14 protein-coding genes are annotated in these 21,350 nt (G+C 42.7%); all 14 read right to left on the bottom strand.

What is annotated here, in order from left to right:
- Positions 1-18: 18 nt before the first annotated feature.
- The 14 genes from ACW6QP_RS02755 to nrfD all read right to left on the bottom strand — a co-directional run bounded on the left by ACW6QP_RS02755 (position 19) and on the right by nrfD (position 21,345).
- The gene (locus ACW6QP_RS02755) at positions 19-420 is read right to left on the bottom strand and encodes a VanZ family protein (RefSeq protein ID WP_457909303.1); all 402 of its coding nucleotides are present in this window, start codon (positions 418-420) and stop codon (positions 19-21) included.
- On the bottom strand, positions 410-790 hold the full coding sequence (gene gcvH / locus ACW6QP_RS02750; protein WP_457909302.1) for a glycine cleavage system protein GcvH: 381 nt from the start codon (positions 788-790) through the stop codon (positions 410-412). Before gcvH ends, ACW6QP_RS02755 begins: the two co-directional genes overlap by 11 nt.
- Positions 791-853: 63 nt before the next feature.
- The gene (sov, locus tag ACW6QP_RS02745) at positions 854-7,957 is read right to left on the bottom strand and encodes a T9SS outer membrane translocon Sov/SprA (RefSeq protein WP_457909301.1); all 7,104 of its coding nucleotides are present in this window, start codon (positions 7,955-7,957) and stop codon (positions 854-856) included.
- A 62-nt stretch (positions 7,958-8,019) separates the two neighbouring features.
- On the bottom strand, positions 8,020-8,601 hold the full coding sequence (ruvA, locus tag ACW6QP_RS02740; RefSeq protein ID WP_457909300.1) for a Holliday junction branch migration protein RuvA: 582 nt from the start codon (positions 8,599-8,601) through the stop codon (positions 8,020-8,022).
- Between the two features lie 82 nt (positions 8,602-8,683).
- Positions 8,684-10,975 (bottom strand): NADP-dependent malic enzyme, encoded by a 2,292-nt coding sequence (locus ACW6QP_RS02735; protein ID WP_457909299.1) that lies wholly within the window; start codon positions 10,973-10,975, stop codon positions 8,684-8,686.
- Between the two features lie 176 nt (positions 10,976-11,151).
- Positions 11,152-11,811 carry a PAQR family membrane homeostasis protein TrhA gene (trhA, locus tag ACW6QP_RS02730; RefSeq protein ID WP_457909298.1) on the bottom strand — a complete coding sequence of 220 codons (660 nt, stop codon included), beginning with the start codon at positions 11,809-11,811 and terminating at the stop codon, positions 11,152-11,154.
- A gap of 99 nt (positions 11,812-11,910) precedes the next feature.
- On the bottom strand, positions 11,911-12,810 hold the full coding sequence (gene queG, locus ACW6QP_RS02725; RefSeq protein WP_457909297.1) for a tRNA epoxyqueuosine(34) reductase QueG: 900 nt from the start codon (positions 12,808-12,810) through the stop codon (positions 11,911-11,913).
- Positions 12,811-12,844: 34 nt separating this feature from the next.
- Positions 12,845-13,867: a Holliday junction branch migration DNA helicase RuvB gene (ruvB, locus tag ACW6QP_RS02720; protein WP_457909296.1), complete on the bottom strand. Its 1,023-nt coding sequence runs from the start codon at positions 13,865-13,867 to the stop codon at positions 12,845-12,847.
- 123 nt (positions 13,868-13,990) lie between these two features.
- Complete coding sequence (locus ACW6QP_RS02715) at positions 13,991-15,814, bottom strand: cytochrome c oxidase subunit I (protein WP_457909295.1); 1,824 nt, start codon at positions 15,812-15,814, stop codon at positions 13,991-13,993.
- A 34-nt stretch (positions 15,815-15,848) separates the two neighbouring features.
- Entirely contained in the window at positions 15,849-16,910 is a 1,062-nt protein-coding gene (locus ACW6QP_RS02710; RefSeq protein WP_457909294.1) for a cytochrome c oxidase subunit II, read from the bottom strand.
- Between the two features lie 34 nt (positions 16,911-16,944).
- Positions 16,945-18,291 carry a quinol:cytochrome C oxidoreductase gene (locus ACW6QP_RS02705; RefSeq protein WP_457909293.1) on the bottom strand — a complete coding sequence of 449 codons (1,347 nt, stop codon included), beginning with the start codon at positions 18,289-18,291 and terminating at the stop codon, positions 16,945-16,947.
- A 20-nt stretch (positions 18,292-18,311) separates the two neighbouring features.
- Entirely contained in the window at positions 18,312-19,001 is a 690-nt protein-coding gene (locus ACW6QP_RS02700; RefSeq protein WP_457909292.1) for a c-type cytochrome, read from the bottom strand.
- Positions 19,002-19,006: 5 nt separating this feature from the next.
- The gene (locus ACW6QP_RS02695) at positions 19,007-19,534 is read right to left on the bottom strand and encodes a DUF3341 domain-containing protein (RefSeq protein ID WP_457909291.1); all 528 of its coding nucleotides are present in this window, start codon (positions 19,532-19,534) and stop codon (positions 19,007-19,009) included.
- A gap of 5 nt (positions 19,535-19,539) precedes the next feature.
- On the bottom strand, positions 19,540-21,345 hold the full coding sequence (gene nrfD / locus ACW6QP_RS02690) for an NrfD/PsrC family molybdoenzyme membrane anchor subunit (protein ID WP_457909290.1): 1,806 nt from the start codon (positions 21,343-21,345) through the stop codon (positions 19,540-19,542).
- Positions 21,346-21,350: the final 5 nt, after the last annotated feature.

Genomic DNA, 21,350 nt, shown 5'->3' with positions numbered 1-21,350 from the left:
CTAAAATATTAATTTTTTCTAAATATCTAAACTTATCCTGTTTTTTAACCTTTCAAGGTTCTTTCTGAATACCAGAAATAAAATCGCGGCAAGTAAGACACCAGATGAATTTGCAAGTGCATCTAACCAATCGGGTTCTCTGAAATCGGTCAACACACCTTGTAATACCTCAATTAATATACCAAAAAGGCTACAATAAATAGCAACCTTTAACAAATTTGCTCTAAAATTTTTGAAGTTGTCTTTAAAAATAAAATAAAGCATCCAGAGTACAGCCATCCCAAAATAGGCTCCTGCATGCAACATCTTATCGGTAGGATTAAACGAGCCTACGCTTATTTTACCCAATCTAACCAAAGACAGAACCGTAATGGCAAGAGTATAAAGCGAGGCAAGAAAAAGGCTAAACTTAACTACCAATTATCTCCTCATATTCTTTGGCAGAAAGCAAATCATCGGCCTGAGAAGCATCGCTCATTTTCACCTTGATCATCCACCCGTCTCCATAGGGATCTGAATTTACCTTCTCTGGCTCATCTTCCAGATTTTCATTGAACTCAATAATTTCCCCGGCTACCGGCAAATAAAGATCAGAAACAGTTTTTACGGCTTCTACTGTTCCAAATACCTCTTCTTTATCTAAGGTTTCGTCTACTGTTTCTACCTCAACGTATACGATATCACCCAGTTCTCCCTGAGCAAAATCGGTAATCCCGATGGTGGCTACATCACCTTCAATCTTCACCCATTCGTGATCTTTGGTGTACTTTAAATCTTGTGGAATGTTCATTTAGTTAGCGTTTTGATTAGCGCAAAGTTAATTTTTTAAAGCAATTGTTCAAATTGGTTATTATTAATTTCCGAAATTATATCTCAGGGTTATCCCAGAGCGTATAGTGGTTTGCGGAAAAGCCGTAGAAACGGCATATTCAGAAAAAGTATGATCGTAATAAATAAGCGCGGTTAAGTTGCGGGATAGAGCATAATCGGCGGTGAAATTAATGCCCCAAATATCCTGTCCTGCAATTACCTGGCTGCTTTCTAAATCTAAATACCGAATTATGGTGTTATTTCTTCTGAAGGAAACATCGGCCTTAAAATTCAAATCACTACTCAACATTCTATTACGGCCGGCTATTTTTGTTGAAATTTTCAATTCCTTTATTCTGTAACCCAACCCAAGAATATATTCATTTCCCGAAGTCTCGGTAAGTAAATTATTGTCGAAACTCAAAGCCAGCGCCCGGTCTTTTCGCAATTCGGCAAGTACCTGTATCGCGTTGGTAGTTTCCATATCTATGCGAACAAGCGGACTAAACATCTCGGTTAGCACAATATTCGAATAAAGCAAAGGATTTTTAAAATCCCCGGCCTGGTTTACCTCAAAAGGCGCCTCGGGATCATAGTCTAAGTTCGTTTGAAATTGGTTCAGGGTGTAGTTGGACTGATACCCGTGATTGAGTGAAAATCTTCTGAAATTACGCTTGAAGAATTCCATCTTCATAAATCCGGTATATTTCACATTCCAGTTGGGCAATGGTGTATCTCTAAAGGCGCCCAGTTTCACATTTCCGGGATCGGTTCCCGAATAAGCTGCAATAAATGCCGGAAGCAAGACCGCCTGATTGGTTTTCCCTATCCCAACGGGATAACCGTCTTCAGCCGTGTTATTGGGGTCCAGGCCACGTTCAGCAGCTACCCGTCTGGCCACCTCAAGCCTGTTTTGCCTAAAGGTTTCAAATGTTTCTGAAGAGGTGATATTGGTTTGATTAAAAGCCGTTTTAATTAGTATGGTCGAGATATTGAAATTTCCGTAGGTATAGGGAGTAAGGGAAATATACTCCAGGCTTACCGGGTCTATCCTGTAATTCTCATTAAAGGTTTCAGCATAACTTCTGGTGGCACTTAAATCTATGGTGAGATCTGGAATCACATCCAGCGAAGACTGGATATTCAACTGCTTATTGGCCACCGTTGAGTACTGCTGATTAAAATTCTGAAACAGCGTTAACCAACCTCTTCGGGCTGCCTGGTGCCGCACATCGTCCTGCAGGCCAAAGGTAAAAGCTGTTGTAGGTCTAAAAGTTCCCATAAACCCAACACTCGCGGTATACCCGGGTAGGAAGGTCCCACGACTATCCCTGTAATTAACTTGAATTCTCTTGATCATCGTGGCAATACTTACCAGGGTGTTGAAGCCCGGGCTGGTGGCCTGTTGTCTTTCCTGTTCTTCGCGGGGAGCATTTCCAGAGGCTTCCAGAGTGGGAACTCCCGCGCTTCGCTCTTTTATGGTTTGGTTAGATCTATTATCGCGTTTTACCAGCCCCACATAATTATAGAGCTTCTGCATATCAAGATTAGCATTTAGCTGATGCGTATTGGAATTCTGAACCGTATTCCCAATATCCGGAATTCCTTCTAATTGACTAAATACCTGGGAACCCCGTTGCCATTGAAAATCGCCATTATACGAATAGGTGGCGTTTATAAATGAGAACACCGGCAACTTATTCAAAGGAAGCTCATAATTTAACTGAAGCGATTGATAATGCAAATTAGGCCTGCCAATTTCAAAGAAATCATCCCAAAGCCCCACACTGTTATCGGCGAAACCTTCTTCATCTATATAATTTCGAATTATGCGGTTATTGGAAGCATTAAAACTGAAATTAAGCGATCGGGTTAGGTTGTAATTAAAGCCATATTGCCAATCGAACATATAATTTCGTTGATAAAGAGTTGGAATTCCAATATCATCATCCCGTAATTCAAGCGAGCGAAATTTTTGCTCGTTATATTGCCTGAAAATACTGGAACTCGCATTGATATTCGAGGGTAATAAATTGAAGTTTAAATCTTTTATTGGAGTGAAATAATCGCTGCTATCGAGTACCGCGATATTCTTAAACGGTTCAATAGTTTTAGGCTGAAAATTAAACTCATAGGTAGCTCCTACCCTAACATTCTGGTCCAGGGCCTCTTCGACTTCAAAATCGCGATGATCTACCTGGTTATAAGATCCTGAAAGAGTAATATTCTCCACATCATAAAACCTGGGGTCTCTCTCGGTTTCAGCTACGCGATCTTTACGCAAACCAATAACACTAATATTTTGCCGCTTGGTATAACTCTGAGATTGCTTTTTCACCCGATCTCTTTCTGAAGCATCCTGAATATCCCTCAGCCTGGTTTCGAGCTCCAAATCCAAAAATTCCTGATCGTATTTTGGAGTGATCAACTCCTCCCCCCTGCTGTAATTTACGGGTATTCGCAAGCCCCATTTTGAAGGTAGCAATTGACCCATATTGAGATTGGTCACCACATCATACTGCTGTAAATCTTCCTGACTTCTCAAATTAGGTCCCTGGTCCAGATTTCCAAAACCAACCGTACTTTGCCGCCCGGTGGCCGAGATGGTCGCGAAATCGGCGAAGTTGGTATCCATACTCAAAATGCTGGCGTAGCCTCCCTCATTGTTAAGTTCTGTAAGCCTTAATTCATTAAACCATACCTCTCCGCAAAGATCGGCAACCCCATTGGTAGGTGTACCGTTCTTAAGCCCCAGCATAAGCACCCTGATATTTCCAAAACTGGGGTTTCCTTTAATTCCCAGTCTTAACCTGCCCGGTTCATAAAGGTCTTCAGGATCGGCAGGCATAAGCTCTTCGGTAAAGAAATTAAGCTGAGTAGTATTAAGAGTAGGATCGCCTAAAACACTGGTTTTTAACCGTTGCAGTAATTCTAACGGAAGGTTTAACCGGTTTAAGGCAGGCCAGATATCATCTGGGCTTTGAGCCCCAAACTGGGTTACCTGCAAGGGCACTTCAATCTGGTAGAAGTTTTCGCTAAAATCCTGCCCCATTCTTATAAACGCGACCAATTGCCCGTCTTTAAGCGGAGTTTGATTCTGAAATGATTCGGCGTGTAAAAACATTTCCAGGTTTTTGTACTGCCTCATATCTATCTGGAAATTCTTGTAAACAGCCCGGGCATCCTGGGGCTGCAAATCGCAAACCCGCAAAGAAAGCGACTGCTCATTTTGGCGAATATTGGTATTATTCTCAAACAATTCTTCCCTTATTACTCCCGGAGGTAGCACATAAGGAATAGGCTGCCTGTTTTCGTTTTCTTCAATATTCACCGCAGCAACTTCAAAAAGGGTATTGCTGTTTGGAGGGGGTGCCGCATTTTGATCTCTTAGACTTTGATTATATCGCCGGTAATCTCCGCGAACCATTTCCATGGTACCAAATCGCAGCAGCGTAGGGTTTCTGAATTCAGATAAAAACATTCGCATAAACCGGATAGAACGAAAATCGGCAATACCTCCCTTACTGCCTGTTGGCTCATAAATTGGCACCTTAAACTGAACCCAACGCACGGGCAATTCCTGCCCGTTTCGCATAGTGGTATTCACTTCCTTTACATCGGTGATAAATCGGTTATTTTCAGTGCTCATCCCCGGGAAAAACGGAACTTCATACTCAAAATAACTGTCTATGGTATTCATCGTATTATCGCGGTTCACATCTTCGGCCGTGGGCAGAGTTGTATTTCCGCGATTGGTATTGCTAACTTCTGAAGGGGAATTCCCATCTATCCCGTTATAATTTCTGTAGCGGTTTATAATCCCACCGTCCCGGTTTAGGAAATACTCGTAATTATCGGCAGCGGGGTCATCAAGATTAGAAAATCCGGGGAATTTTAAGGCTTCCTCATCATCAGATAAACCATCATATCCCACATCCTGATTTAATCTTGCCTCCCCCTCACTATCGAAAGCATACACCAGAGACTGGTCGGCGGGAACCTTTCCGAAGGCGGTTTCTACGGTATTTTGATTTCCGCCATCACGGGGCAAACCATTCTCAAATTGCTTGCGACCATCTTTTAAAACATCTTCAGAAATATTTCCCAGGTTAAAAGTGATTTTTCCGCCCCTGTTGCCGTTTTGATTTTCCGGATAGATGTAAGGATCCATAACCCAAAACTGAATAAACTCCACGTTGCTTTGCTCAAAATTCGTGGTATTTATTCCGCGCATCATTCCCCCGAAATTTTCTTCAGGATTTGGCAGTTCGTTCCCTCCTGAAGCAGCCGGGTTGAAATTATAGGGCCCGCGTTCTTCTGGAAAATAAGCCACATCCATTGTATAAACCACCTGGGGCTGACCCACCACCACATCGGTATTGGGGAAAATCTCACTCATGGAAACCCTGCGGGTAGCGTAATTGGAGATATCATTATCTGTAATTCCTTCAGGACGGCTATTGCTGTAAAAAATGGGGTCTATGGTATACCAGGCCATTTTCGCCCTTTTATAACCCGATCTTATATCGCCATTGGGCAATTCTCCTCCAAAATCCAGCGGCACACTAGAGAGTTCCCAGGCCAGGGCGTTATTGATATCAAGAGAAGTTTGAGCAGCCTCAAAATCGTCTACATAGGTAGTGGTTTTTCCTTCAAAATCGTTGATATTGGGCGCCCCGGGAATTAGATAGGCAAATTCTCCCCGAACCGATAAGTTCGATTCTACATCGGTATCTATATTGGGAAGTTTATTTACCAAACGCGTGAAAAACGGCACCTGGGTGGAATAATTCAGATTAAAACCTGTGATTGAGTTGTTGATTGGCTCATAGCCATAATTTGCCTTTTGAGTAAGCGGGCGTTCTTTTAAATTTAAAAAAGTAGCCCCCACCAGGAAGTTTTCATTGAATTGGTGTTCTACGTGCAAACCTGTAAACCGCTTGGTTTGCTGACCAAACAGAGCGTTGTTTTCGGTATTTACCTGGATAGGGGTATTCGAAGCAAGCAAAGCTTCATCTAAAATCTGAACTCTTCCCAGTTCATAGTTCACCACATAATCTACTCCCTCCTGTAAAACTCTACCTCCGGCTGTAACCGTAACCGAACCCTGCGGCAAATTAAACCCGATAGGAATTCCTTCTACTTCGGCCGATTTATATCTACCCCTAAGCTGAAATTTATTCTTATCGGCCTCTTCCTGCTCAGCCTGAATCTTTGTGGTTTCATACAGGGCTTTGAAAACATATTTTCGCTGGTTTGCATTCCAGGTAGAGCGATCATCGTAATCTTCACCACCATTATTAGGGGTATTATCCAGCTTCTTAAAAAGATGACTTCCAAAGGGTTCTACCGTGGTGAAAATTATATTCCCGTTTTGAGGGTCTATGGTGATTCCAGGCACGTAATCGAAAAATCCGTCGCCTTCATTTATGGGGTCGTTATTGTTATTTAAGCGATCTAAATTCAAAACCCTTAGCAGCGGAGTTTCCTGAACATCTTCAGGCAAAGGCTCTTCCCCATCCCCGGCTGGCTTGATATAATTGAGAGGTTGAGGATCGGTATATAAAATGTTCATTCTGAAGTCTTCCCTCTCCAGCTGGTAGGCCCCGAGACTATAAATGTTTTTCATCATCAAATCCCAAACCGGCTCATTAACGTTCACCACCGTGCTTTTAAGCATTTTCACCACGAGGCTTTGGTTAGCACGAACATTTCCATTTTCACCGGTTTGCTGGGAACCATCTCCGGTGGCATTTACCCCATCGTTGGCAAATTCACCTACCTGGAAAACCTGCCCGTTTACGGTATACTGAAAGGCTACCCCAAGTACTTCATCATTGCTTAGCCGCTGATTTAAAGAAATATACCCTAACTGGGTATTTAAAGTATATTCATTTGGCTGAAGTTGTCGGGCATTCTCCAGCTTCACATAGTCGATTCCTTCAGAAACAGGCAGCCCGCTAAACCCGTTATCGGCAGTTGCGATATCCCGAATCGCCGGGGTTAAGACCGACTCGGCAGGGCCTCTAATTCCGAGGGGATTAAAATCGTTGTTGGCGTTATCGGGAAAGGAACCGGGAGGCTGATTAATAAAGCCTGCCGGCGGGTTATCTAAACCGATATTTTCAGGAAAATTGGTTTCTCCCAAATCCTGGATGGCTACAATATTACGGGTATCGGTTAAATTCTGGGTATTATTGGTTCGGTTGGTAACCCAAATCTGAACCCTTTGAATCTGAATATTGGAATTTATAAAAGGATAATCTTTAAGCGCATCGTCATATTGATCTCTGAAATAATGTGCCAGGAAAAAATGCCTGTCCTGATCGTAATCTAAAGCGAATCTTTCGAATTCTTCAATAGTGGCGCCTCCTTCAACATTTACGGTACGCCGCTCAGATTTTTGTTCAGAAAACACTCCGGTAACCCGCGTTTTTCCGAATTGCAATTCGGTTTTAAAACCAAATAAACTTTGGGCTCCCTGCATAAGCGCGTTGTTCATTGGCATATTTACGTTCCCCACTTCGATTTTTTGAATTATATCATCTTCATTGGGAGTGTATTCAAGCCGCAACTGATTCTGAAAATCGAAAGTAGACTCGGTATCGTAATTGGCGTTAATTTGCAGGCGTTCTCCTATTTGACCCACCAGGCTAAGGCTAATACGCTGATCGAAATCGAAGGTAAGATTTCGCCGGTTTCTTGGTGAAAAAGCAGGGTTATCATTTCGGGTGTAAAGCAGCCCGAGGTCCATTTCTACGGTTCCCTGCGGAACAATATTAATTTCGGTACCTCCAAAAATGCTCTGAAAGAAATCTGATTCCACGTAATAGCCCGGCAATAAATCCCGCTGAAGCTCATCGGCGCCCTGTTTTCGTCCTGAAAGTGCATCGATTTTTTGTTTAAAATAGTCCCGCATTCCCTCCTGGATCACCAGCTCTTCGTATTGCTGTGGGGTAAGGATTAGTGGAATATTGAGATCTAAATCTCCCAGGCGTTCCCGGTAGATGTAGCGGTCGAGAACAGGATCGTATTCATAGGAAGAACTAATACTGCGCGCATCGGGCAACACGATTTCACCCAGCGCATAACCCGTGCCGGTGGTGTCCTGAGGTGTCTCCTGGGCCAGAAGATTTGTAGAAATCATCAGCGAAATTAGAAGACAGTAATGGACCGATGACAATCTCAGGTAGTTGTTCCTCAATGCAATTACAGATTTTTTAAAGCTTCTTTTATCAGAAATTCCACGGTAGGGCTGCCGGAATCTTTCATTATCCTGTCTATCACTTTGCCCGACTGCTTTCGGGTGAATCCCAGGGTCTCTAAAGCAGATAACGCTTCTTCCTTAATTGTATTGTCTTTTGGCACTAAAACTTCGTGATCTTCAAAGGTTTTAAGAATTTTATCCTTTAGATCGAGAATTAAGCGTTGTGCAGTTTTCGCGCCGATCCCTTTAATACTTTGAATGGTAGCCACATCACCGCCGGCAATAGCCTCCCGAATTTGGCCCGGCTCAAGCGATGATAACATAGTTCTGGCCGTGCTTGCTCCCACTCCCGAAACCGATATGAGCAAACGAAAGATCTCGCGCTCCGATTTTTGCATAAATCCGAATAGGGTATGAGAATCTTCCTTTACCTGAAGATGGGTATAAATTTGAATGGCTTCGCCTTCGGGCAGAAGAGAGAATGTATTCAGAGAAATATTGACAAAATATCCTATCCCGCTGCATTCCACCACTACGTGAGTAGGGTTTTTCTCAACGAGTTTACCTGTAAGATGATGGATCATAATTTTCCGGAAGTTAGGAATCCAAATGTAGTAAAATTAACCGAAGCCCGAAATGCCTTACAATTCTCTAAAAAACTTCTATCTACTCCTGCATTTTTTGCCTTTTTTCCTTTTCCTGAGCATCTATAACTGCCACCGCAGCCATATTTACGATTTCTTCTACACTCGCACCTAATTGCAGAATATGCACCGGTTTTTTCATACCCATCATGATGGGCCCAATAGAGTCGGCATTATTGAGTTCTTTCAGCAATTTGTAGTTGGAGTTGGCAGCATCGAGATTCGGAAAAACCAGGGTATTCACTTTTTTCCCGGCTAATTTCGAGAACGGAAATTTGCTTTGCAGCATTTCCTTATTCAGCGCAAAATCGGTTTGTAATTCCCCATCAACTTTAAGATCTGGATGAAATCTATGCAGGTAAGAAACGGCTTCCTTAACCTTACGCGCGTGCGGATCTTTGGAAGAACCAAAATTCGCGTAGGAGATCATCGCAATTACAGGATCCAGGCCGAACAACTGCACCGTACGGGCCGTCATTTGAGCGATCTTTGCCAAATCTTTAGCGGTTGGGTCTATATTTATCGAGGTATCGCTAATAAATAACGGACCTCTACTGGTATTCATTAAATTGGTAGCAGCCACACGGCTAACCCCTTTAGCCATCCCTATAAGTTCCAGCATTGGCTTTACCACCGTAGGATAAGCCCTGGAATAGCCCGATAATAAAGCATCGGCATCACCTTCATTCACCATCATAGCCGCGTAGTAATTACGCAGGCGCATATAGTTTTCAGCATCATAGTGAGTCACACCACTACGGCGTCTACTCTCCCAGTATTTATAGGCATATTTTTTACGCAAGTCATCTTCCTCATCGCTTTTGGGATCAAGGATGGTGACATCGGCATCGAAATCAATTTCTGCCATTAGCTCTTTAATCACCTCCTTTCTTCCTAAAAGAATCGGAATTCCAATACCCTCATCGTTTACGATTTGTGCCGCCTTTAATACGTCGAGATGATCGGCTTCTGCAAAGACTATGCGTTTAGGATTGGTTTTAGCTCTATTGATGAGCAGCCTGGTGATCTTGTTATCGCTGCCCATTCGCTCCAGCAATTCCTCTTCATATTTCTCCCAATCCTGGATGGGGTACCTGGCGCAACCGCTTTCCATCGCGGCTCTGGCTACAGCCGGTGGCACCTTGGCCATTAATCTTGGATCGAAAGGTTTGGGAATTATATATTCGGGCCCGAAGTTTAGGCGGGTTTCACCATAGGCGATATTCACCTGCTCGGGTACAGGCTCTTTGGCCAGTTCGGCCAGGGCTTTTACCGCCGCCATTTTCATCTCTTCGTTAATCTTGGTGGAGCGCACGTCTAAAGCCCCACGGAAGATAAACGGAAAACCGAGTACATTATTTACCTGGTTAGGATGATCGCTTCGGCCCGTAGCCATGATGATATCCTTTCGAGTTTCGATGGCGAGATTGTAATCTATCTCGGGATTAGGATTGGCCATAGCGAAAACAATAGGTCGCTTAGCCATACTTTTTAGCATTTCGGGAGAAACGATATCGGCAATGGAAAGACCTACGAAAACATCGGCATTTTTCATCGCCTCCTCCAGGGTATCTATCTTTCTTGCCGTGGCGAACTCGGATTTTTCTTCAGATAGGCCGGGACGGTCTTTACGTATCACCCCTTTACTATCGAGCATCACAATATTTTCGGCCTTAGCACCGAAAGATTTATATAGTTTCGTACAGGAAACTGCAGCAGCTCCCGCCCCACTTACCACGATCTTTACCTTTTCAATTTTCTTTTTGGCAAGCTCTAAAGCATTCAACAAAGCAGCTGCCGAAATAATAGCAGTACCATGTTGGTCGTCATGCATTACGGGGATATCTAATTCTTCCTTCAACCTTCTCTCGATCTCGAAAGCTTCAGGAGCTTTGATGTCTTCAAGGTTAATTCCGCCGAAAGTTGGCGCAATATTTTTAACCGTTTCAATAAATTTATCTACATCTTTTGTATCTACCTCAATATCGAACACATCGATATCGGCGAAGATTTTAAAGAGCAGGCCTTTACCTTCCATAACTGGCTTCGAGGCTTCAGGACCTATATCTCCAAGACCCAGTACTGCAGTACCATTAGAAATAACTGCTACCAGGTTTCCTTTGGTGGTATATTTATATGCATTTTCCTTATCCTTCTCAATTTCCAGGCAGGGTTCAGCAACTCCGGGAGAGTAAGCCAGCGAAAGATCTCGCTGGGTTGCATATTTTTTGGTAGGTACTATCTGAATTTTTCCCGGCTTGGGTTTGGCGTGATATACTAATGCCTCGCGTCTTTTCCTCGAATTTGTGCTCATATTGATTAGCTTTTGGAAGTACCTACAAAGGTAGGAAGGCTGCATAAAATACAGAGAGAAACTTTCCCAAAAACCACAAGAATATCAGGATTGTAAACTTTTAAACAATTAGACAAATAATCGCTTAAAATTTACAATTATTCCGCACAATTATTATCGATTTTAGAATCAACAACCTAGGGAATTACGGGAAGCACATAAAAATATATGGCCAGAAAATGGCAAAAAGTACCTCCCAGTACAAAGATGTGGAATATCCCGTGATTGAATTTCAATTTCTCCATCAGAAAAAAAACCGCTCCAATGGTGTAAGAAAGTCCGCCACCTATAAGTAACATAAGCCCTGTGAAACTAAGATTTTCAACTAAAGGCTTCATCGCAAAAATGATTAACCAGCCCATCGCCACATACATGATGGTAGACAGGCGGTTGTATTTACCGGTGTAGAATAATTTTATCACAACTCCGATTAAGGCTAATGCCCACACCACGCCAAAGATGGTCCAGCCCACGGCGCCATCAAGGGTTACCAGTGCAAATGGCGTATACGTACCGGCGATGAGTATATAGATAGAAGCATGATCTAAAATATTAAGCCTGTATCTCCATCTAATATTTTTTGCGGAATGATAAAATGTAGAAGCCGCGTACAACAAGATCATACTTCCTCCAAAAATGCTGAAACTCACCAGGGGCTTTACCTCACCCCAATCTACAGCCTTTAAAATGAGTAAAATCAACCCGATTATACTCAACACGAAACCAAATGCGTGAGAGATCACGTTGAATCTTTCTTCACCTGGGGGATACCTATGCCTGGGAGTATTTTTATTCATAATTAATAAAATTGTAAGGAGGGATCGTAAAACTGATAGTGTTTAATTTACAAAAATCTCAGCTTTTTTAAAAGAGCTTTGAACACAAAAATGAAGAGATTAGGATTTTTTCAAAAATTCGATATTTCTTTTTAAACCGGTATACTTCGTGCGCTTTACCGCCGATTTCCGGAAGATTTCATTGAAAGTTTCTTTCGTGAGTTCTTCCCAGTCTTTTTTATCATTATCCAGCAATTGAGGATGCGGATTAAACAAGGGTTCGGAATGGGGTTTTGAAAACCGGTTCCAGGGGCATACATCCTGGCAAATATCACAGCCAAACATCCAGTCGTTAAACTGGCCTTTAAATGTTTGTGGCAGCTCGTCTTTCAATTCGATGGTGAAATACGAAATGCACTTGCTTCCATCTACTTTATAAGGCTCTACAATTGCATTTGTGGGGCAGGCGTCGATACAGGCGGTACAACTTCCGCAGTGATCGGTGACAGGAGTATCATATTCCAGTTCGAGATCCACGATTAATTCAGCAATAAAATAAAAAGAACCGGTTTGTTTGGTGAGCAAATTGGTGTGTTTCCCCATCCAGCCAAGCCCGCTTTTGGCCGCCCAGGCCTTGTCTAAAACCGGTGCTGAATCTACAAAAGCCCGGCCTTGAATTTCGCCAATTTCGTCCTGCATATATCGCAACAAAGCCTTGAGTTTGTCTTTAATCACAAAATGATAATCGCGGCCATAGGCGTATTTTGAGATGTGGTAAGAGTCTTCTCTTTGGGTTTCCTTCGGAAAATAATTCAACAGCAAGGAAATTACACTTTTTGAACCCTCAACGAGTTTTGTGGGATCAAGTCGCTTATCAAAGTGATTCTCTAAATAGCGCATTTCGCCCTGAAATCCCTTTTCCAGATAAGCCTCCAGCCTGGGAGCTTCTTCCTCGAGAAACCCGGCTTTGGAAACCCCACAAGATAAAAATCCGAGGCGTTGTGCTTCGGATTTTATCATTCTGGTATATTTTTCTTTTGCTGAAGTATTCATTTTAAAATAATCCGCCCTGAATATTTCCTTTAATGCGCCCCAGGTGTTTGTAAGCAGCTTCGGTTACCTCTCTCCCCCTTGGAGTGCGATAAATAAATCCCTGCTGAATTAAAAATGGCTCATAGACCTCTTCGATGGTTTCAGCACTTTCACTAACAGCTGTTGCCAAAGTGGTAATCCCAACCGGGCCTCCCTTAAATTTATCGATGATGGTGGCAAGGATTTTATTATCCATCTCATCCAAACCGTGGGCATCTACGTTTAAAGCCTTAAGGCCGTATTTTGCAATTTCAAGATCTATCTTGCCATTGCCTTTAATTTGTGCAAAATCGCGCACCCTTCTTAGCAGTGCATTAGCGATTCGTGGAGTACCACGACTACGGCCCGCAATTTCGATGGCTGCATCGAGAGAGATGGGCACTTTTAAGATTTCGGCACTACGCTGCACGATATCTGAAAGTAACTCGGTGGTATAATACTGAAGCCGGCTTGAAATCCCAAATCTCGCCCTCATAGGAGCCGTGAGCAAGCCCGATCTGGTGGTAGCTCCAACCAGGGTAAAAGGATTCAGATTTATTTGAACGCTGCGCGCATTGGGCCCGGTTTCGATCATGATATCGATGCGGTAATCTTCCATCGCAGAGTAAAGATACTCCTCGACCACGGGGCTTAGCCGGTGAATCTCATCGATAAAAAGTATGTCTCGCTCATCGAGGTTGGTGAGCAGCCCGGCAAGGTCTCCGGGTTTATCCAATACAGGACCAGAGGTGATTTTTATTCCTACGTTCAATTCGTTTGCAAGAATGTGAGCCAGAGTTGTCTTTCCTAATCCGGGAGGACCGTGAAAAAGCGTATGATCTAGGGCCTCGCCTCTTAAATTAGCGGCTTCCACGAAAACCTTGAGGTTATCCAGAACCTGATCCTGCCCGGCAAAATCATCAAACTCTAAAGGCCTGAGCGCTCTTTCAATGTCGAATTCTTCAGGGGTGAAATTTTCTCCGTGTGGGTCGAGATTTTCATTCATAGTCTGGAAACTTATGCGACAAAGATAAGGAAAAGGAAGTAGCCTTAATGAGAAACAAACAGGTCTAAAAACAAAAAACCCTTCCGTAGCTGGAAGGGTCTTTCAGTATAATTTGAATCGAATCTAGTGATTCAATTCTTCTTCATTCTTTTGAAGCGGTACGTTTTGCGGCACAAAATCCTGTCCTGCGATCACATAATCGGTTTCGTCTTCATTCAGCTTACTGTAATCGTAAGGCCAGCGATACACCGCCGGGATAGCCCCGGGCCAGTTTCCGTGAATGTGCTTTACAGGAGTGGTCCACTCCAAAGTAGTAGCTTTCCAGGGGTTTTGAGTAGCTCTTTTTCCGAAGAAAATTGAGCTAAAGAAGTTGTAAAGGAATACTACCTGTACAGCTGCGGTGATAAGAGCGAAAACGGTTATAATAACGTTTACATCGGCCAAATCATCGAAATATGGGAAGGCAGTATTGGTATAGTATCGTCTTGGAAGACCAGCCAGCCCTATAAAGTGCATTGGGAAGAATACCCCATAGGCCCCTACGGCCGTCACCCAAAAGTGAACATATCCCAGATTTTTATTCATCATTCTACCATACATTTTCGGGAACCAGTGATATACTCCCGCTAAAAGCCCATAGATGGCAGAGATACCCATTACCAGGTGGAAGTGGGCAATTACGAAATAAGTATCGTGAACGTTGATATCAAGAGTTGAATCTCCAAGAATGATCCCTGTTAGACCCCCGGTGATGAAGGTAGAAACGAAACCAATAGAGAACAGCATTGCAGGGTTCATTTGCAGGTTACCTTTCCATAACGTAGTGATCCAGTTAAAAGCTTTTACTGCTGAAGGAATCGCAATTAGCAGGGTTGTAAAGGTAAACACAGAACCAAGAAATGGGTTCATTCCCGAGACGAACATATGGTGACCCCATACAATGGTTGAAAGAAATGCAATTGCAAGAATTGAAGCAACCATGGCACGGTAACCAAAGATAGGTTTACGGGCGTTGGTGGCTAATACTTCAGAAACGATTCCCATCGCCGGAAGAATTACAATATAAACTTCAGGGTGACCAAGGAACCAGAAAAGGTGTTCAAAAAGTACCGGAGAACCTCCCTGGTGGCTTAACACCTCATTATTTATAAAAATGTCGCTTAGGAAAAATGAAGTTCCAAAACTACGGTCCATTATCAATAAAAGCGCTGCCGATAAAAGTACCGGGAAAGATACTACCCCGATAATAGCAGTTACAAAGAATGCCCAAATGGTAAGCGGCAGTCTTGTCATAGACATACCCTTGGTTCTTAGGTTTAAAACCGTAACGATATAGTTAAGAGAACCTAGTAGCGATGATGCGATAAAGATGGCTAATGAGGTTAACCAAAGCGTCATTCCCATTCCAGAACCACCAATTGCCTGAGGCAAGGCACTTAAAGGAGGGTAAATTGTCCACCCGGCCGAAGCAGGTCCTGCTTCAACAAACAGGGAACTCACCATAATTACCGAAGAGATAAAGAACAACCAGTAAGATAGCATGTTAAGGAAACCTGAGGCCATATCTCTCGCCCCGATTTGAAGCGGAATTAGCAGGTTACTAAAAGTACCACTTAAACCGGCAGTAAGTACAAAGAATACCATGATGGTACCGTGAATGGTAACCAGTGCAAGGTAAATACTTGGAGTCATTACCCCATCTGGCGCCCATTTACCCAACAAGGCTTCAAAAATCCAGAACGATTGTTCTGGCCAGGCCAATTGCATACGGAAAAGTACAGACATCATGATTCCAATAATCCCCATGATGATACCTGTTACAAGATATTGCTTGGCAATCATCTTGTGATCCATGCTAAAGATATACTTTGTAATAAAGGTCTCCTTATGATGATGTCCGTGATCGTCGTGATGATCGTTTGCCGGTGCTGATGCTAATGCTGACATATCTTAAAATATAATTCTTTTAATTATCTAAATACTATTGATTCATCATTTCTTCAAACGTAGACTGCTCGCTCAACCAGGCTTCAAACTCTTCCTCGGTTTCCACAACAATCTTCATTTGCATATTATAATGGGCGTCCCCACAAATCTTGTTACAAAGCAGGAAATATTCAAATTCATAGCTATCTAAAGCCGCTTCTCCAGAGCGCATAAGCAATTCACTGTTTTCCTTACGAATTTGGTTTATTTCTCTCACCTTATCTACCATATACTCGCTATTTCTCATTTCTTCGGAAGTGATGGTTGGGGTAAATCCGAATTGGGTTACCATACCCGGCACCACGTTCATTTGCGCACGGAAATGAGGGAAATAGGCAGAGTGCAATACATCCTGAGAACGGAACTTAAATAAAACCGGGCGACCCACCGGAAGGTGTAATTCTCCGGTTATCTTATCGTCGGCAGCATAGCTGTCGCTTTCATTAACACCCACGGTATTTGACCCCTCGATAAAACGCACATTGGCTTCACCCAGGGTATTGTCTTCCCCGGCGTAACGCGCCTGCCAGCTAAATTGTTTGGCGTAGATTTCTACCACAAGCGGATCGTTATCTTCGTTCACATTCATAATATCACTCCAGGTGAACAATCCGTAGATGATAAGACCGGCAAGAACGATTACCGGGATGATGGTCCAGATAAATTCCAGCTTGTCGTTATCGGCATAGAAAAGTGCTTTTTGCCCTTTTTTCCCCTGGTATTTATAGGCGAACCAGTGCAATAAAGCCTGGGTTAACACCTGTACGATCATAATGATCGCGATAGAGATAAACATTAAAGTGTCTACCTGGCTACCATGTTCAGAGGCGGCTTCAGGAAGATAAAGTTTACTCCAGGACCAGAAGCTGTAAAACATCCCTACGTAAAGGAATATTACAAAGTACAGCATATACTTTGCCTGGGTACTGTTATCATTATCGGTAGCAACCTGTGAATCATCTGCACCCGGCTTTTGGGAAAGCTGGAAGATCTTCGAAAGCTGCCATCCGGTTACGGCAAGAAGTGCTAAAACTACTATTACTAGAAATACGGTCATTTTATAAGGTCTTCTTTAAACAATCAATCTTTTATTAATAATGGTAATGTTTGCTTTCCTTTAGATAAGGATTTCTTTTTACCAGAAGTGGCGCCTTAGTTAGGGCATTAAAGACCACAAAAGTAAATAATCCTCCAAAGAACAGCACTGCACTTATTTCAGGAATTCCAATAAACCAGGATTCACCCACAGTTGCCGGCATAATCATCACAAAAACATTTAGGTAATGTCCAATAAGAATTACAATCCCGGTCATTACCACGAACCAGTTCACTCTCTTGTAATCACTGTTCATTAGCACCAATAATGGGAAAATGAAGTTAAGAGCAACCATTCCGAAAAATGGAAGGGAATAATTCTCGATACGGCTAATGAAGTAGACAACTTCTTCAGGAATATTTGAATACCAGATCAACATAAACTGCGAGAACCAAAGGTAAGTCCAGAAGATACTAATCCCGAACATAAACTTGGCCAAATCGTGAATATGGCTGTTATTTACAAATTCCAGGTAATTTCTTGATTTCAGGTAAATGGTTACAAGGGCAATTGTAGTAATTCCCGAAACAAACATACTGGCAAAAACAAACCATCCAAATAAAGTACTAAACCAGTGAGGGTCTAAACTCATAATCCAGTCCCAACTCATCATAGATTCGGTCACTATGAAGAAAACAAGGAATCCTGCGGCCAGTTTAAAATTCTTTTTGAACCAGTAATTATCATCGGCTTCATCCTGGCGAATAGAGTTTCTCACCATAAAATGGCGGAAGATCATCCATCCAGCAAGGTAAATAGCGGCTCTTATAAGGAAGAAAGGCACATTGAGGTAACCTACCTTATTCTGAATAATCTTATCGTGTTCTACCACTTCAGGATCCATCCAGATAAATAAATGGTTAAGATGCATACTTGAAAAAACAAGGATCACGAAAAGTATAATTCCGCCGGGAACCAAATAAGCAGTTATGGCTTCCATCACTCTGAATAATACCGGAGACCATCCAGCCTGTGCAGCATATTGAATAGCGTAAAAGGCCAAAACTCCAAGCGAGATCATAAAGAAAAAGAAGGCGGCTACATAAAGTGCAGACCAGGGCTTATTTTGCAACTGGTGCAAAGTATGCTCCAGGTGCTCCTGCTCGTGAGCAGCATCGTGAGCCTCATCATGGGCTTCAGCAGTATTATGATTCATCTCCCGCCCGGTAAGGCTGGCAGTAGAAACATGGGCCGGCTCATCGTGGTGATCTTTGGCGGCCATCATTTCTCTAACCTCATCAACAGTTGAAGGCGCCTGAATAAAGCCTATTACAAGGCCAATTGCACCCACAATCATAAAAATAATTGCTGTTAATTTTAATTTACTGGATAGCGTGTACATATTGATAGATCTAAATACTTTTATTCTTGATTTGTGGTTTCATCGGCTTCTGTAGAAGCTTCTTCCGCTGTTTCCTGTGAAGGAATTTGAGCCTGGGCTTCAGAAGGCTGTAAATTCTCACGACCTTCTTCTTCAAATTCCAGAGTGCCGTTACCTTCCAGTTCGTTCTTAAGACTCATTACATAGTGAGTAATTTGCCAACGCTCTTTCTCATCGGTTTGCGCAGCGTAAGAGCCCATTGAGTTTAATCCGTAATAGATTACGTGATATACACTACCCTCGGTAATGGCTCTTCCTACATCATCATAAGAAGGAACTCCAAGAATTTTTTCTCTTTCAGCTAAAATTCCCTGTCCGTCGCCATTATCACCGTGACAAACTGCACAATAAATGGTATAGAGTTGTTTACCGGCGGCGTGATTTTCTTCGGTATAGGGAAGCGGATTTTGAAGTGAAGCTTTAGCTTCGCTGCTACCTTCAGGAGTATTTTCATACTCGTAAGGTTTCCAGCCCCTGGAAACAGTACCCTCTACGGGAAGTTTAGCTTCCTGTCCGTTTTCAAAAATATCGTATTCCCCATAAGCTTCATATCCAACCGGCTCATACATATCGGGCATAAACTGATAGTTAGGCCTGTTGGAATCGGCACAGGAAACCGCTGCACCGGCCAGGAGTAATAATGCTATAGATTTATGGAACAAACTTCTCATTAGGTCTATTTATTATCTATTAATTTAATTCCAGATGCACCGGTATCGTAAAGAAAACTGGTTAGATCATCTATATTATGGTTGGCTGCATCAATTTCCATAAGGAAAAGATCATCGGTGGTTCTTACATCGGGATTTTCAGCGGCTTTAAAAGGCCAAAGCTTACTTCTCATGTAAAAAGTGATCACCATAAGGTGGGCAGCAAAGAACACGGTTAATTCAAACATAATTGGCACAAAAGCCGGCATATTTTGAAGAAAACTAAAACTTGGTTTCCCTCCAATATCCTGTGGCCAGTCTTCAATCATAATGAAATTCATCATTAAGATTGCCACGGTTAAACCAACAATCCCGTATAAAAAGGAAGTTATTGCCAATCTTGTAGGAGCAAGCCCCATAGCTTTATCTAACCCGTGCACAGGAAAAGGCGTATAGATTTCACCAATATGATAGCGGGCTTCTTTAACCTGTTTAACTGCCTGCAGCAACAGGTCGTCATCGTTATAAATAGCGTGAATTACTTTAGATGCCATCTTGCTTACTTGTTTTTTAGTTGGTTTGCCTGGCTTACCCAATCCTGACGGTTGTCTTCATTAGGGAAGTTCTCTATAACTTCTGCAAGCAGTTCAAAATCCTGAGGAGTTAGGTTGCTAACCTGAGCATAGGTATAAATACCCACCTGGTGCAGGCGTTGCTCTAAGAAAGGCCCAACAGAACCCAATTTCTGTAAATCATCGGCTGTTTGAGTTTCAGGATTAAAAGTCCCGATTCTATCCAGCATTTCGTCAAGTCTGTCTTTTGTAACTTCTGAAATTCCAAGCGCATCGGCATTAATCGTAGGATTATGCCCGTCATTTTCAAGACTATCATCCTCCCGGGTTTCCTCTATCTTTTTATGAACTCCTTCTGAAGTATTTGCTTTTGGTTCTCTTACAATTGGTTTATAATGCTTAACATCATCACCATGTTCGGCTCTAAGTTTTTTATATTTTTCTCCTGAAGATTTCAAAATAGTCTTAACCTCTGCCTGGGCGATAACAGGGAACGAACGGGCGTACAACAGGAAAAGAACAAAGAAGAAACCAATAGTACCAATAAAGATTCCTATATCTACAAAAGTAGGAGAGAACATGGTCCAGGACGACGGAAGGTAATCACGGTGAAGCGAAGTCACAATAATTACGAATCGCTCAAACCACATCCCGATATTTACAACAATCGAGATAAAGAAGGAGAACATAATACTGGTTCGTAATCTTTTAAACCACATAAACTGTGGCGAGAACACGTTACAGGTCATCATCGCCCAATAAGCCCAGGCGTAAGGACCGGTAGCCCTGTTTAGGAACGCGTATTGTTCATATTCAACTCCAGAATACCATGCGATCACAAGCTCGGTGATATAGGCCACACCCACAATAGAACCGGTGATCATAATTACGATATTCATCAATTCTATATGCTGAATGGTAATATAATCTTCAAGATTTGACACTTTTCTCATTATAATAAGAAGCGTGTTCACCATCGCAAAACCTGAGAAAATCGCACCCGCCACGAAATATGGAGGGAAGATGGTGGTATGCCATCCTGGGATTACAGAGGTAGCAAAGTCAAAAGATACAATGGTATGAACCGAAAGTACCAGCGGAGTTGCCAAACCTGCAAGAACCAGAGAAACCTCTTCAAATCGCTGCCAGTCTTTTGCGCGGCCGCTCCATCCAAAACTTAGAATACCGTATACTTTTTTCTGAAATGGTTTAATAGCTCTGTCACGAATCATTGCGAAATCGGGAAGTAAACCTGTCCACCAGAAAACCAGTGAAACCGAAAGATAAGTAGAGATCGCAAAAACGTCCCAAAGCAAGGGAGAGTTAAAGTTCACCCATAAAGAACCAAACTGGTTTGGAATTGGCACTACCCAGTAAGCCAACCAGGGACGCCCCATGTGAATTAGAGGGAAAAGACCTGCCTGCATTACCGAAAATATAGTCATCGCCTCAGCCGAACGGTTAATCGCCATTCTCCATTTTTGACGGAATAACAGCAGTACTGCCGAGATAAGTGTACCGGCGTGACCAATACCTACCCACCATACAAAGTTGGTGATATCCCAGGCCCAACCTACGGTTTTGTTTAATCCCCAGGTTCCAATCCCGGTTGAAATCGTGTAAATTATACAGCCTACACCCCATAAAAAGGCCACAAGCGCAATGGAAAAAACAATCCACCAGGATTTATTGGCCCTTCCTTCAACCGGTGCCGCCACGTCTAAAGTGACATCGTGGTAGCTTTTATCGCCGGTTACTAAAGGCTTTCGTATAGGTGCTTCGTAATGAGACATATCCT

Source organism: Salegentibacter haimaensis, assembly GCF_054121495.1.
This window is presented reverse-complemented; position numbering and strand designations above follow the sequence as displayed.